The sequence below is a fragment of the Streptomyces sp. SCSIO ZS0520 genome (assembly GCF_025643355.1).
GTDB lineage: Bacteria > Actinomycetota > Actinomycetes > Streptomycetales > Streptomycetaceae > Streptomyces > Streptomyces physcomitrii.
Genome location: NZ_CP092644.1, coordinates 3,335,573 through 3,348,811 on the forward strand (window position 1 = coordinate 3,335,573; position 13,239 = coordinate 3,348,811).

General features: G+C 71.4%; 13 protein-coding genes and 1 tRNA gene. 5 read left to right on the top strand and 9 right to left on the bottom strand.

All coding sequences use genetic code 11. The annotated features are described in order from the left end of the window. The first annotated feature begins 752 nt into the window (after nt 1-752). Both rraA and MID12_RS12725 read left to right on the top strand, forming a co-directional pair. On the top strand, nt 753-1,235 hold the full coding sequence (gene rraA / locus MID12_RS12720; RefSeq protein ID WP_263167052.1) for a ribonuclease E activity regulator RraA: 483 nt from the start codon (nt 753-755) through the stop codon (nt 1,233-1,235). A gap of 235 nt (nt 1,236-1,470) precedes the next feature. Further along, nucleotides 1,471-2,271 carry a siderophore-interacting protein gene (locus MID12_RS12725; protein ID WP_263167054.1) on the top strand — a complete coding sequence of 267 codons (801 nt, stop codon included), beginning with the start codon at nt 1,471-1,473 and terminating at the stop codon, nt 2,269-2,271. A gap of 511 nt (nt 2,272-2,782) precedes the next feature. On the opposite strand, the gene MID12_RS12730 is transcribed toward MID12_RS12725, so the two are convergent. Together MID12_RS12730 and MID12_RS12735 are read right to left on the bottom strand one after the other, a co-directional pair. After that, nucleotides 2,783-3,514 carry a hypothetical protein gene (locus tag MID12_RS12730; protein WP_040250093.1) on the bottom strand — a complete coding sequence of 244 codons (732 nt, stop codon included), beginning with the start codon at nt 3,512-3,514 and terminating at the stop codon, nt 2,783-2,785. 40 nt (nt 3,515-3,554) lie between these two features. After that, complete coding sequence (locus MID12_RS12735; RefSeq protein ID WP_263167058.1) at nt 3,555-4,373, bottom strand: DUF1990 domain-containing protein; 819 nt, start codon at nt 4,371-4,373, stop codon at nt 3,555-3,557. 71 nt (nt 4,374-4,444) lie between these two features. Between MID12_RS12735 and MID12_RS12740 the strand changes: the two genes are divergently transcribed. Together MID12_RS12740 and MID12_RS12745 are read left to right on the top strand one after the other, a co-directional pair. After that, nucleotides 4,445-4,687 (top strand): hypothetical protein, encoded by a 243-nt coding sequence (locus tag MID12_RS12740; RefSeq protein ID WP_040250096.1) that lies wholly within the window; start codon nt 4,445-4,447, stop codon nt 4,685-4,687. 7 nt (nt 4,688-4,694) lie between these two features. Further along, the gene (locus MID12_RS12745; protein WP_263167061.1) at nt 4,695-5,444 is read left to right on the top strand and encodes a DUF1990 domain-containing protein; all 750 of its coding nucleotides are present in this window, start codon (nt 4,695-4,697) and stop codon (nt 5,442-5,444) included. A gap of 67 nt (nt 5,445-5,511) precedes the next feature. Here MID12_RS12745 and MID12_RS12750 read toward each other — a convergent pair whose 3' ends face one another. From MID12_RS12750 to MID12_RS12770, 5 genes are all read right to left on the bottom strand, one after another. Further along, entirely contained in the window at nt 5,512-5,745 is a 234-nt protein-coding gene (locus MID12_RS12750) for a DUF2945 domain-containing protein (RefSeq protein ID WP_263167063.1), read from the bottom strand. A gap of 194 nt (nt 5,746-5,939) precedes the next feature. After that, a complete protein-coding gene (locus MID12_RS12755) occupies nt 5,940-7,037 on the bottom strand; it encodes a fatty acid desaturase family protein (RefSeq protein WP_052482294.1) in 1,098 nt (365 codons plus the stop codon). A 43-nt stretch (nt 7,038-7,080) separates the two neighbouring features. Then, entirely contained in the window at nt 7,081-7,569 is a 489-nt protein-coding gene (locus MID12_RS12760; protein WP_237282724.1) for an SsgA family sporulation/cell division regulator, read from the bottom strand. Between the two features lie 525 nt (nt 7,570-8,094). Continuing rightward, nucleotides 8,095-8,823, bottom strand: a complete 729-nt coding sequence (locus MID12_RS12765; RefSeq protein ID WP_040250101.1) for a GAF and ANTAR domain-containing protein — start codon at nt 8,821-8,823, stop codon at nt 8,095-8,097. Between the two features lie 80 nt (nt 8,824-8,903). Then, entirely contained in the window at nt 8,904-9,614 is a 711-nt protein-coding gene (locus tag MID12_RS12770) for a GAF and ANTAR domain-containing protein (RefSeq protein ID WP_040250104.1), read from the bottom strand. Nucleotides 9,615-9,897: 283 nt separating this feature from the next. Here MID12_RS12770 and MID12_RS12775 point away from each other — a divergent pair, with 283 nt between their 5' ends. After that, entirely contained in the window at nt 9,898-11,139 is a 1,242-nt protein-coding gene (locus tag MID12_RS12775; RefSeq protein ID WP_263167068.1) for a PP2C family protein-serine/threonine phosphatase, read from the top strand. A gap of 121 nt (nt 11,140-11,260) precedes the next feature. Here MID12_RS12775 and MID12_RS12780 read toward each other — a convergent pair. Beyond that, nucleotides 11,261-11,334: transfer RNA gene (locus tag MID12_RS12780), tRNA-Thr, on the bottom strand. A gap of 174 nt (nt 11,335-11,508) precedes the next feature. Then, entirely contained in the window at nt 11,509-13,143 is a 1,635-nt protein-coding gene (locus MID12_RS12785) for an alpha/beta hydrolase (protein ID WP_263167069.1), read from the bottom strand. Nucleotides 13,144-13,239: the final 96 nt, after the last annotated feature.

Genomic DNA, 13,239 nt, shown 5'->3' on the forward strand with positions numbered 1-13,239 from the left:
GGGGGCAACTGCCGGGGCCAACTCCCCTCACGCCAAGTTCGGGTGGCTCAGAGGAGCGCCAATTCCCGTTCCGCTGGGCGTCGGTGACTCAGCCGAGCGTCAACTCCCGTACGGCCGCCTCCCGGTATCCGGCCGAGGGCGGCTCCACCTGGACCGTGCAGGCCCGCCCTCCTCGACGCCGGTCAGCCGCACCATCACCAAGCGGCGCTCGCCTGCCTTCAGCGGCCCGGACAACTCGCGTGCCATCTCCCCGGAGTTGAACAACTCAAGGCGCTAGCCGAGACGTTCCGCCTCGTAAGCGCCCCCGGCCCGCACGACGAGCGGCGCGTCCAAGGCCTTGCAGTCGGGATACCGTCCACCCCCGAATCACCAAGGGGCAGAACACTCTCCCCACTCCGGTTGTCGTACTGAAGCCTGAACTCGTATCTCCCGTACGGGAGTTGGCAAGCCGAGTCGACCGTGACCCACAGCCCGTCGTGGTACCGCGCAGTCTCCCCGCCAGACAGCGGCCTCGACTCCTCCTCTCGGCCCTCTTGTACCTGCCCCACCGGCTCAGGCACCCGGCGTCCGTCGGCCGCTTCCGCTGCCTCTCGCGCTTCGGGGGCCGTGGTCATGACGATCACGTCAGGAGGGACCGGGGCGGGGGCCTGGGCGCTGCTTCTCAGAGAGAGTGAGTAGAGGCAGAGGAAGCGGCGGCAGAGCAGGGACGCCCTCTACGGTGCCCCCCGACAAACCGAGGAGTCGAGAGAGCGATGTCTGTACGTCCCGTTGCGACGACTGATCTGGTGGACGAGTACGGAACCCGGCTGGAGGTCCCCGAGGTGCGGTTCCGGCAGTTGGGCGGGCGCCGGTCCTTCGCCGGGCCGGTGCGCACGGTCGCCTGCCACGAGGACAACGGGCTGCTGCGGGAGCTGCTGCGCACTCCGGGCGAGGGCGCGGGGCTCGTCGTCGACGGGCGGGGCTCGCTGCGCAGCGCCCTCATCGGAGACGTCATCGCCGGGTCGGCGGTCGCGAGCGGCTGGGCCGGGGTGGTGGTGTACGGCGCGGTGCGCGACAGTGCCGCGCCGGGCGGGCTCGACCTCGGCGTCATGGCGCTCGGGACCATCCCGCGCGAGAGCAGCAAGGCGGGCGAGGGCAGCGTCGGCACCCCGGTGGCCTTCGGCGGGGTGACGTTCCGCCCGGGCCGGATCCTGCGCGCGGACGACGACGGGATCGTGCTCCTGCCGGCTGGCTGATCCCCTCCCCCTCCGCCCGGAAAAGCGCTGCTCGGCGCAGGTGCCGCTCCGTTCCCCGCGGGGCGGCACCGCCATGTCGGACGGCCCGCGTACCGGCCCCCGGACGGAGCCCGATCTCCGCCACCACCTTGCGAGATATGGTAAGCCTTACCTAAGTTGACTTCGGCGGTGCGGACGCGGAAAGCGGCCGGAACCGCCGTACCGATGATCCCAACCGACGTGAGGAGCACGGGAGATGGGCGCGTTGACCGCAGTACGGGAAGACCGCTTCCAGTGCCGTCGGCCCGCCCGGCTGTACGTGACCAGGGTGCGGCGCACCGAGCAGCTGACCCCGCGCATGGTGCGCGTCACCTTCGGGTCCGAGGATCTGTCGGCCTTCCTGAGCAACGGCACCGACCAGCACGTGGCGCTCTACTTCTACGAGCCCTGGGTGGACCTGCCCCGGCCCTTCACCACCGAGGCCGCACGCGAGCTGCTGCCCGTCGCCCGGCCCCGGCTGCGCCGCTACACCATCCGCGCCGACCGGCCCGAACTCGGCGAAGTCGACATGGACTTCGTCCTGCACGGCGGCGACCAGCTCGCCTCGGGCTGGGCCGCGCGCGCGAAACCCGGGGACGAGAGCATCTGGTACGGGCCGAGCCCCGCCAACCCCCTCGACCCCGAGACCCCCTGGTGGCTGCTGTTCGGCGACGAGACCGCGCTGCCCGCCCTCGCGGCGAGCCTGGAACAGCTCCCGCCCGGCAGCAGGGCCCGCGTCTTCGTCGAAGTCGCCGACGCAGAAGAGCAGTTGCCGCTCTACACCGGCTCCGGCACCGAGATCACCTGGCTGCACCGCAACGGCCGCCCGGCGGGCAGCCTGCTGCACAAGGCGGTGTCCGCGCTCTCCCTGCCGCCCGGCCCCGGCCGCGTCTGGGGCGCCGCCGAACGCGGCGTGACCGGCGCCCTGCGCGAGCACTTCGTCCGCGGCCACGGCATCCCCCGGGACCGCACCCGGCTCACCCCGTACTGGACCGCCGGGCACAGCCAGGACGGCTAGGGCCCTTCTTTCGGATCAGGTCTTTCGGATCCGGCTGGGCTCGCGTACCGCCGGGCGGGATCCGGGCCCGGGAACGGGAGCGGGCCCGGGGACGTAGCCTGTCCCCGAGCCCTGAGATGCCGCCCACGTGGCACGCCGGCACGCTTGAGAGCGCGGATCAGTCATCATGTCGTCGTGTTCTGCCTTTGAACTACCGTGCACCGGACGCCGGTTGACGGGTACCACCCGCCGACCGACGTGAAAGAGAGCTGCACGGGCCGGACTTGAACCGGCATCCGACGACCAGGTCCGGCCCGGTCGATCCGGCGATCGGCGGCGAATGCTGAGCCTGGAGCAAGAGTCTGAGATTCATCGCGGTCCGCCTCTGCCGGACTTGGGCCACCGCGGCAGGTGTGCCGCGGGGAGGATTCGAACCTCCAGTGACAACCGCGTGTGTCACGACAAGCTTCAGTTTCAGCTTGCGCTCCTCGCGCACCCCCACCGCGTAGCAACGGCAGGGGAGTTGATGACGCTACCCGAACAGGTAGCCGAAGACGACCTCACCCACCCGCTCGTCGGTGACCTCCGCGCCGTTCGCCTCCTCGCGGGCGAACTTCACCGCCTGCTGCAACTTCTCGACGCGGTCCAGGAGTTCGTTGACCCGGCGGGCGGGCAGCGCCCCGGAGAACTTCACCGTGGTCCAGTACCCGACGGGCACGTCCTCGTAGTACACCTCGACCTGCGCCGGGTGCTTCTCGGTGGCCTCGGCCTTCACATGGTTGCGCGGCACCTTCTTGGTCCGCACCGTGCGCACCGGCTCGGTCTTCCAGGCGTCCGTCGACGGGTCCTGCACCCAGGACTCGGAGGCGTCCAGCACCGGCAGCTTGCGTACGAAGGTGTTGATGTCGGTGAGCTGCTTCTCCAGGAAGAGCAGGTACGAGACGGGCACCTGGCTGAGCAGGGTGCGCCCCTCGACCGTGACATCGGCACGCGCCGAGCAGTTGGCCCAGTCCTTCGTGGCGGTCACGTCGAACAGCCTGCTCAACGTGCTCGCCGTGTCCCGCAGCACGTCCTCGGCCTTCACCTGCACCCGCGTCGACTCGGGCGGCAACTGCTCGCCCTCCTCGTCCTTCGGCTGGTACGTACGGGAGATACCGGCGAGCAAGGCGGGCTTCTGCAGCCCGTGGTGAGCCGCCGTCAGGTCCTGATGCGACTTGGACTTGACGCCCTTCTCCACTGCGATGATCTGGTTGAGTTTCGCCACGCCGGAAACGTAGCAGGGTCAACTGCCGGTGTTCGAAGGGTTATTCGGGCCGGCCCACCGTCCGTGCACCGCTGGACCCGCCGGCGCTTCGGAGCTGCGCCTCCACGAAGCTCTGCGAGAGCCGGCGGGTGCCGATGGTGACTCCACCGCGCGGGCGCCCGCCGGAGAGGGAGGCGGCGCCCAGGCAGAAGTGCACCCACATGTTGAACTGGATCTCCTTGGCCACCCTCAACCGGCTGTAGAGCAGATCCGCGACGCGATCGCCCGCGCGTGACCATGTCTCGACCGAGAATTCCAGCGCCTCGTCGAGGGCCTGTGCCGAGAAGGCGATCTGCCCGGCCTCCAGGTGTCCGTGCAGGGTGCCCAGCCGGATCGAGGAGCTGTCGCGGTGCAGCACGCGGACCGGCCCGTCCCAGGGGCCCGGCATCTGCACCCGGTACTCGTCGCCCGGAGACGCGGGCGCACCCTTCTCGCCGCGCGTCTTGTGGAAGACGGCCACGGACGAGGGCGCCGGGCCGTTCAGGTCGGCCGCGACGGCCCCGACCAGCTCCTGCGGACTCATCGCCGCGCCTTCGACGCGTACCCGGAAACGGCGGTGGAAGACCGGGCCCGCCCCCTCATGCAGCGGCTTCGTGAGGTCGTCGACGTGCTCCGGCGGGAGGGGCGGCGGCAGATCGCCGAGGTCTCCCTCCGCTTCGGTGCGATGCAGCGCCGTCACGCGCCACAGGTACTGCCAGGACACGAGCACCACGCCCAGGGGGAAACGCAGCAGCGTGCCCAGCCGCCGTCGCGACGGCGGCTTGCGCGGCAGGCGCCCGCTGCGCGGCGCTCCCGAGGTGTCGCATTGTGTATACATCATTCCATTTGTCAGTATGAGGGATGCTCTCGGCAGAGAGCGACCGCGCAGACGGCGCACACAGGAGGTCGGGCATGCTCGATGTGGTCACACTGCTGCGCCGAGGCGGATTGCGCGGCGTGCATCTGCAGTGGGCGTCGATGGGCTCGGTGGGGCTGTGCACCCTCCTGTGGACCCGTGCGGCCGGCTTCGACCAGGACGAGCGCGGCAACGCCGAACGCCGCGCCCTCTTCGTCGGCCTGTGGGCGCCCACGCTCTGGGCGATGGGGCAGTCCCTCGGCGAACCCGCGCAGAGTCCGCGCTTCCGGTTCCGGTGAGCCGCGCATGCTGCGCGGGCGACGTCTGTGCAGCCGCCGGTCCCTCGCGCGCCTGCATGCGCTGGCCCGGCGCCCCCTCAACTACAGCCCTCCGCCGCAGGGCTCCGTGCCCGCCCGGCGCGCGCACTGGCGCGTCGACCGCCGACGCATCCCCCTCGCCCAGGAACCGGCCGGTGCACCGGTCAGCGGCGGGGCTTGGGAGCGGGCCTGCCGACTGGTCCGCGACTACCAGTTCGCCGAGCCGTCCATCATCCGCGCCATCTACCCCGCCGACCACGCCCTCCTCGGCCGGGACATGCTCCTGGAAGGGCGCTTCGCCGGTCTCCGCTTCGACATGGGCGTGCGGGTGACCGCCGTCATCGACGAGACGCGCGGGCGCGGCGACGCGGAAACGCGAGTGTGGGGGTGGGCGTACGGGACCCTGGAGGGGCACCTGGAGCAGGGCGAACTCACCTACGAAGTCGTCAAGCAGGTGCACACCGGCGCCGTGGAGTTCCGCATCAGCGGCTACTCCCGGTGCGCGCCGCTGGCCAACCCCGTCATCCGCCTCGGCTTCGCCCTCTTCGGACGCTGGACGCAGCAACGCTTCTACCGGGCGAGCGGCCGGCGGCTGCACCGCCTGCTGCAAGGGGAACTCGACGGCGCACCACCGGTACGGCCGGAGACCGTTCCCGGCTCCGGCGGGGTGATCATCGCCCCCACCCTGACAGGGAAGGCCGAGGCCGCGCCGAGCGGGAACCGCCGGCGAGGGCTCTGAGGCGCCCCTCGCCCGCGTACCGCCGGCGGCCCGGGCCCAGCCGGGATTCTCAGCCGCCCACGGCGTCCTACTTCTTCCGCTTCTTCAGAGCGGACGGCTTGTGCACCGCGGACCTGCCGGACTTCTCGCTGCGGACCTTGTACTGCGGATCGTCCGGGGAGGCGTCGACGGAACGGCCGCTCTCCTCCGTCCGGCCGGTGATCTTCTTCTCCACCCTGCCTTCGGCCCGGCCGCCGTGGCTGCTCCAGGCGACCTTGTCCCCCTTGTTGAGCCTCTTGCCTTCACCGCGGCTCTTCGCCATCTCGGCTCCTTCGCTGTGCACGGATGAGGACGGATGAGGACGGCTTCCTCCAGACTGACGTGCTCCCAGGCCGCCCGCAGCTCGGCCCGCGCCTGCCCGCCCCTGCCCCCCTGCCCGCCGTGCGACCCGGCTGCCGGATGACGCTGCCTTCGCCGCCGTGGCGGTTCGGCCGCGGTACGGCCCTCCGCGCGCTGTCAGGCCGTTCCGGGGGTGGGGGCCCCGGTCGTCGCGGGGGCGGGGGCTCCGGCCCTGCGCAGGTGGCGCAGGGCCTGCCGGTAGGAGTCGACCAGGCTCGTCTCGGTGTAGGGCAGGCCGAGTTCGGCACATCGGGCTCGTACCAGGGGCTGGGCGAGCGGCAGGGCCGAGGTGGGCATGTTCGGGAACAGATGGTGCTCGATCTGATGATTCAGGCCCCCGAGCAGGAAGTCGGTGACCGGGCCGCCGCGCACATTGCGGGAGGTGAGGACCTGGCTGCTGAGGAAGTCGAGCCGGTCCTTCGGGCGCAGCAGCTCCATGCCCTTGTGGTTGGGGGCGAACGAGACGCCCAGGTAGAGCCCGAACAAGCCCTGCTGCACCAGCACGAACACCAGGGCCTTGAGCGGCGGGAGCACCAGCGCGACGGCCGCGAGGTACGCCGCGGTGTGCAGGAGCAGCAGGAGCGCCTCGACCGCCCTCGGTGCCGGGGCGCTGGTGTGGGACGTGCGCAGTGCCCGGACGCTGGCCACGTGCAGGCTCCAGCCCTCCAGGAGCAGCAGAGGGAAGAAGAAGGCCGCCTGGTGGCGGGTGAGGAAGCCCAGCACGCCGGTCCGGCCGGTGGCGTCGTCCCTGTCGAAGACGAGGGCGCCGGTCTCGATGTCGGGGTCGCGGCCGACCTGGTTGGGGTGGGCGTGGTGCCGATTGTGCTTGTTCGTCCACCACCCGAAGCCCAGCCCGATGAAGAGGTTGCCGAAGAGGAGTCCCACCGCGTCGTCGAGCCGCTTGCTGCGGAAGGTCTGGCGGTGCCCGGCCTCGTGGCCGCGGAAGCCGCACTGGGTGGAGGCGAAGGCCAGGAGCGGGGCGACGGCGAGTTGCCACCACGAGTTCCCGACCAGGACGAACAGGCACCATCCGCCCGCCAGCAGGGCCGCCGTGACGCTCAACAGCGCGAGGCCGCGAACGGGCCGGTGGCGCAGCAGTCCCGCTTCCTTGACCTGGCGGGAGAGCGCCGTGTAGGCGCTGGGCGGAGGGGATCCGGAGCGGCGCGGCCTCGCGGTTCCCGGGGGTGACGTCGGTGGTGCGGCGCTGAGTTCCATGGTGTCCCTCTCGTCTGCGTACCGGCCGGTGGTCCCTCGGCTCCTAGCGGGAGCCGTCGGGTCCGCCGCCCGCAGGTCCGTCCGCCGAGCCGGTCCGCGGGCGGACGGGGTCCGCCGGACCCTCGACGGAACGTCCGGCCGGCTTCTGCCCCTCGGGAGCCGCGTCCGGTGACTCGTCCACCAGACGCCACAGCAGGGAGTCGAGGGCCTGGTGCTCGTACTCCTTGCCCGGGGGGACGAGCCGGTAGGTGCGCTCCAGCCACTCGCTCAGCGGGTCGGTCGGCACCTCCAGCAGCGCCTCGCCGTCTCCCGAGCTCAGGCAGAGGTAGAACCTGCCGTCGCAGCCGGGCCACGCCCGGACGTCTCCCAGACCGGAGGAGCGCAGCCCGCCCGCGACGAGCAGCTCACGGGCGAAGATCCAGCTGATCGGACTCGCCATGGTGAGGTAGAAGTCCAGGCGCACCGCGTACGGGTCTGCGGCGCGGTAGGTGAAGCGGGCGGGCAAGGGCGCCGACCACTCGTCCGACAGCACGAGCCTCACCTGCCACTCGCCTGTCACTCGGAGCGCGGGGGGTTCCTGCCCGGAGGTCGCGCCGCTGTTCGGCCTGTTGCCGGTGTCGGCCATCTGTCGCATCCCTTGTGGCCCCGGTCGCGCGCCACCCGGGCTCCCGCGTGCTGTACACGGGGCGTGAGGCGACGTCGGCGGACCGTTGGGACCGTCTCAGGTACCCCGCGGATGGCTTCGCGCGACATGTTCCGGCTCCCCGCAAGGGGTACGAGCCGGGCGTCGCCGACAGGAGTCTCCGAATGGAGGCGGAAGTCGCGTAACCAGCGCGGTACTGCCTGTGCCGTTCTTCGGACAAGGCCGCCGGGGACCGGAGCGACTGGTTCCCACGGTATCCGCTGTGTTTCCGGGCGACAAGTGTCCACCTCGGGCCGGCGTACGCCCGAACTCGCCTCGGGCAGGCCGCCGTTCGCCGCCCGGGGCGCCCCTTCGCGTGCCGCCGCCGCGCCCGAGCGGGCGATGCGGGGCAGTCGTCCGGACCGGTACGGGCGGTCAGTCGGCGGCGTCGCCGAGCACGGCCAGGAAGATCTGGTCGGACCCGTCCACGATGCTGCGGGCGAGGTCGGACAGACGGAGGTTCCGGTTGCGGGACTCGTCGCGGAGCCTCGTGAAGGCGTCAGCGACGTCCAGGTCCAGCCGCTCCGCGAGCACGCCCTTGGCCTGCTCGATCAGGACGCGGCTGTCCAGCGCGGTCTGGAGTTGTTCGGTGAGGCTGTCCCGATGCCGGATGGCCCGTTGCTGCAGCAGCCCGATGGTGGCCACATCGGCGAGCGCCTGTCCGACCCGCCGGGTCTCCTCGTCCAGCTCGTGGGGCTCGGAGTGGAAGAGGTTCAGCGCGCCGATGACCTCCGCCCGCAGGCGCATCGGCAGCGCGTGGACGGCCGCGAAACCGACCTCGGCGGCGGCCTCACCGAAGTGCGGCCACCGGTCGGTCGCGGGCAGGTCCGCCTCGGACACGGGGCGGCCGGTGCGGAAGCAGTCCACGCACGGGCCCTGCTCGGTCTGCAGCTGGAACAGCTCCAGCAGCCGGGTGCGCTCGGTGGACGCGGCGACCACCCGCAGCCGGCCGCGTTCATCGGTGAGCATGAGCCCCGCGGCGGAGACACCGAGGATCTCCACGCACTTCTCCGTCAACCCGTGCAGGAAGTCCAGGAGGTCGAAATCATCCACGAGGGTGTCCGCCAGTTCCACGAACACCTCGGTCAACCGGACCTGCGCCATCTCACTCACCCGCGTCCCTTCCCTGCCGTCGCTCGGACCAGCTCGCCTCTGTGTGCCGGACGAGTACGGCGCTTCCCCTGTCATGGCTCACTCCTGCCGAAGCGCAGCCGGCGGGCCACCACGTCCTTGGCCACGTCGCTCAGCCTGCGGTCGTGCGAGAAGGCGTAGGCACGCAATCGTACGAGAGCGACCGCGGCCGATACGCCGAGCTGGACCGCGATCATCCCCGTCGCCTGGTGGACCTCCGGGTGCTGCGGACCGCTCTGCTCGCTCCACCGGCCGTCCATCGCCGGCTGTTCGCTCAGGCTCCTGTCCAGCAGCAGCGCGAGCACGGTGTCCGTCAGGACCAGGGCGTCCGCGAGCTGCTCGCGGCTCAGCGGCCCGGGCTCGGAGCGGTACAGGCACATGACGCCCACGCCGACCCCGCCGAGCCGCAGGGGGAAGGCGAACTGTCCTCTGACCCCGGCCGTGACCGCCGTCGGCGCGTAGACGGGCCAGCGCGTACGGCAGTCCCTCGCCGCGAGGTCCGCGGCCAGCGAAGGCCCCTCGGAAAAGGCGTCCACCGCGGGCCCTTCACCGAGGGTGACGGCCAGCTCCTCCATGTCCGTGGCGAGCTGGGAGGTGGTGCAGACCGTCTCACGCTGAGTGCCCTCCAGCTTCGCCGTGACGGCGACACCGTCCACGCCCGTGGCGTCGAGCACCACGGCGCACACCTGGGTCAGCGTGACGGGCCCACCACGCGAGCCGTCGACGATCCGCCGCCACAACCGCAGTCTGCGGTCGTCCTCCAACCGACTCGCCCCATCTCCACACCTGTGCGAATCCCAGGAGGCGCGACTCCCACGCCGCGCGGAACCCGGCTCCAGCCGTGCACCCACGTCCCCGATACCTCTCGGGACCGAACGTCACCGCCTTCTTCGGCGAGCCGGGCCTTCAGCGTACTGCGCACATGGATCACGCTCGGCCGAACGCTCGGCCGACCTGGGGTTTCGCGGAAGAGTGCCGCGCCTCCCGGCCGACACGGTCGTTAAGCAACCGGCGGGTTGTCGACGAGCGAGAGGTGGTGACCCGGGGGTGAGCGAGGACCGGGAGAACAACAGGGTCCCGGTGGACCTGTCGGAGGGTTTCGGCGAGCGGCTGCTGGGTCAACTGCTCGACCGGGCGCACGAGATGCCGCCCCAGCTCATCGCCCCCCTGGTGGCCGAGGAAGTGCGCAGGATCGGGGGCCGGGAGGTGTCGATCCACCTCCAGTGCTACGAGCAGCTGGAGCTGGTACCGCTGCCGGGCCGGGGCCTGACCGTCGGCGAGGTAGTGCCCATCGACGACTCCCCGGCCGGTGAGGCCTTCCTGTCCATGACGGCGGTGGAGGAGGCGGTGGAAGACGGCGTACGCCTGTACCTGCCCCTGCTGGACGGCAGCGACGAGGTCGGCGTCATGAGTGTCACCCTGGACTCGGTCGGCGCGGACGACCGCCGGCTGCTGCGCCGCCTCGCCGGTCTGGTCGCGGACATGCTCGTCACCAAGAACGCCTACACCGACCGGTTCTTCCAGGCCAGGCGCCGCCACCCGATGAGCCTGGCCTCGGAGATCCAGTGGTCGCTGCTGCCACCCCTGTCGATGAACACCCCGCAGGTCTCCGTCGCCGGCGTCCTGGAGCCCGCCTACGAGGTCGCCGGGGACAGCCTCGACTACGCGCTCAACGACGACGTCCTGCACCTCGCCATCGTCGACGCCATGGGCCACGGCCTGAACGCCTCCGTCCTGGCGACCGTCGCCATCGGCGCCTACCGCCACGCCCGGCGCGCCGATGTCGGCCTCGCCGAGCTGTACACGTTCATGGACACCGCCATCGACACGCAGTTCGGCCCTGACCAGTTCGCCACCGCCCAGATGATGCGCCTGGACATCACAAGCGGGCACCTGCAATGGGTCAACGCCGGCCACCCCGAGGCATTCCTGATCCGGGACCACCGGATCATCCGGCGACTGGACACCCCGACCACCCTGCCGGTCGGCTTCGGCGGCGCCTCCCCGCGGGTCAGCGAGCTGCGGCTGCGTCCGGGCGACCGCGTCCTCTTCTACACCGACGGCCTCGTGGAGGAACGCAGGGCAGGCGGCGAACAGTTCGGCGAAGAGCGCATGGTCCAGATCATCGAAGGGGTCCTGCCCGAGTCCCGGGGCACGCAGCAGACGGCACGCAGGCTCTCGCACACCCTCAAGCGGGAACGAGGCGGAAGAACCAGCGACGACGCCACCCTCTTCCTCATCGAATGGCACGGCGGCAGCGCCGACCACTTGGCCGCCCTCGACTTCTGACGACTTCCGCCGACCGCGAACCTGGAGCACCCCGCCACGGCCCACCCCGTCCCACACACGGGACCCACTCCGGAACACGAAAAAGCCCAGGCCACACAAGAGGTGACCTGGGCTCCACCGGAGCCGCCTTCGGGATTCGAACCCGAGACCTACGCATTACGAGTGCGTTGCTCTGGCCATCTGAGCTAAGGCGGCGTGCCTGTGCATCCGTGGGGTGCGGATGGCGGCCTCGCCAAGTCTACACAGGTTCGAGGGGTGCTCCGTACCGGCTTTCGGGGCGCCCCTCGGGGTGCGATCGGCGGGTGGGGGTGAGCGCTGAGCTGGGGGTTCGAGGGGTGGGTGGGGTGCCGGTGGGTGGGGTGGGGGTGGTCAGGTGCAGCGTTTGCCGGGGGTGGGGGCTCGGCCGGTCAGGAGGTAGGTGTTGACGGCTGAGTCGACGCAGCCGCTGCCTCGGCCGTAGGCGGTGTGGCCGTCGCCGGTGTAGGTGAGGAGGCGGCCGGAGTCGAGTTGGGCGGCCAGAGAGCGGGCCCAGCGGTAGGGGGTGGCGGGGTCGCGGGTGGTGCCGACGACCACGATGGGGGCGGCGCCCTTCGCCTCGATGCGGTGGGGCCCGCCGGAGGGCTTGACCGGCCAGTACGAGCAGTTCAGGGCGGACCAGGCCATGCCGCGGCCGAAGACCGGGGAGGTCCGCTCGAAGTCGGGGAGCGCGGCCTCGACCTCGGCGGGGCTGCTGAAGGAGGCGGGGAGGTCGAGGCAGTTGACGGCGGCGTTGGCGTACATCAGGTTCGTGTACGTGCCGTCGCTCTCGCGCTCGTAGTAGCTGTCCGAGAGGGCGAGCAGGCTGGTGCCGTCCTTCTTCTTCATGGCGGCGTTCAGGGCCGCGCGCAGTTGGGGCCAGGCGGCTTCGTCGTACATCGCGGCGATGACGCCGGTGGTGGCCAGTGCCTCGGTGAGGCTCCGCTTCCGGGCGGAGGTGCGCAGCGGGCGGGCGTCGGCCCGGGCGAAGAAGGCCGAGAGCTTCGCGCCGGCCTTCTCGGTGGTGGTGCCCTTGGTGCCGAGCGGGCAGTCCCTGCGGGTCAGGCAGTCGCGGGCGAAGGACTGGAAGGCCGTCTCGAAGCCCGCCGTCTGGTCCCGGTTCATCCGGCGGGCGGTCAGCGAGGGGTCCATCGCGCCGTCGAGGACCAGGCGGCCGACGCGTTCGGGGAACAGACCGGCGTAGGTGGCCCCGAGGAAGGTGCCGTAGGAGGCGCCGACGTAGTTCAGGCGCTTGTCGCCGAGTGCGGCCCGCAGGATGTCCATGTCGCGGGCCGCCTCCACGGTCGACATGTGCGGCAGCAGTGCGGCGGAGCGGCTCTCGCAGCCCGCGGCAAACTTCTTGAACTCCGCCACCAGCGCGTCCTGCTCCGCCTTGCTGTCCGGGGTCACGTCGGTGCGCGCGTACGCGTCCATCCGCTTGCCGTCCAGGCAGGTCACCGGCTCGCTGCGGGCGACGCCGCGGGGGTCCACGGCGACCATGTCGTAGGCGCCGCGCACCTTGGCCGGGTAGCCGAGGGCCGCGTACGACTGGAGGTAGCCGACCGCGGATCCGCCCGGGCCGCCCGGGTTCACCAGGAGGGAGCCCTGGCGTCTGCCGTCGCCGGTCGCCTTCTTCCGGGAGACCGCGAGCTTCACCTCGCCGCGCGCGGGGTGCGCGTAGTCGAGCGGCGCCTTGAGGGTGGCGCACTGGAAACCGGCGGAGCCGCAGGAGCGCCAGCTGAGCTTCTGGCCGTAGAAGTGCGCCAGCGCGGACGGGGTCTTCTCGGGCAGCGCGGCCATGGAGGCGTCCGCGCGGTCGCCGCCCGAGTCGCAGCCGGAGGCGAGCAGTCCGGCGGCGGCGAGCAGGGCACCGGCGACTCGGACGCCTCCGGGACGGCGGGTGCCACGGGCACTGCCACCGGCACTCGCACTGGCACTGGCAGGGACACCGACGCGGACACTGGCACGGGCGCGGGGACGGGATCTCATGCGGCGAGGGTAACGCTCCGGATGCGTTTCATCGCTGTAGGTGAGGAGTTGGGCTGTGGGGTGAGTGGCGCACAGGGATCGGGAGGCGAGCGGGAT

Bases quoted from the DNA above. Each gene is read 5' to 3' on its own strand.
- MID12_RS12740 (WP_040250096.1), top strand. From the start codon at position 4,445: ATGCTCGATGTGGTCACACTGCTGCGCCGAGGCGGATTGCGCGGCGTG.
- MID12_RS12735 (WP_263167058.1), bottom strand. From the start codon at position 4,373: ATGATGTATACACAATGCGACACCTCGGGAGCGCCGCGCAGCGGGCGC.
- MID12_RS12745 (WP_263167061.1), top strand. From the start codon at position 4,695: ATGCTGCGCGGGCGACGTCTGTGCAGCCGCCGGTCCCTCGCGCGCCTG.
- MID12_RS12755 (WP_052482294.1), bottom strand. From the start codon at position 7,037: ATGGAACTCAGCGCCGCACCACCGACGTCACCCCCGGGAACCGCGAGG.
- MID12_RS12750 (WP_263167063.1), bottom strand. From the start codon at position 5,745: ATGGCGAAGAGCCGCGGTGAAGGCAAGAGGCTCAACAAGGGGGACAAG.
- MID12_RS12765 (WP_040250101.1), bottom strand. From the start codon at position 8,823: ATGGCGCAGGTCCGGTTGACCGAGGTGTTCGTGGAACTGGCGGACACC.
- MID12_RS12785 (WP_263167069.1), bottom strand. From the start codon at position 13,143: ATGAGATCCCGTCCCCGCGCCCGTGCCAGTGTCCGCGTCGGTGTCCCT.
- rraA (WP_263167052.1), top strand. From the start codon at position 753: ATGTCTGTACGTCCCGTTGCGACGACTGATCTGGTGGACGAGTACGGA.
- MID12_RS12725 (WP_263167054.1), top strand. From the start codon at position 1,471: ATGGGCGCGTTGACCGCAGTACGGGAAGACCGCTTCCAGTGCCGTCGG.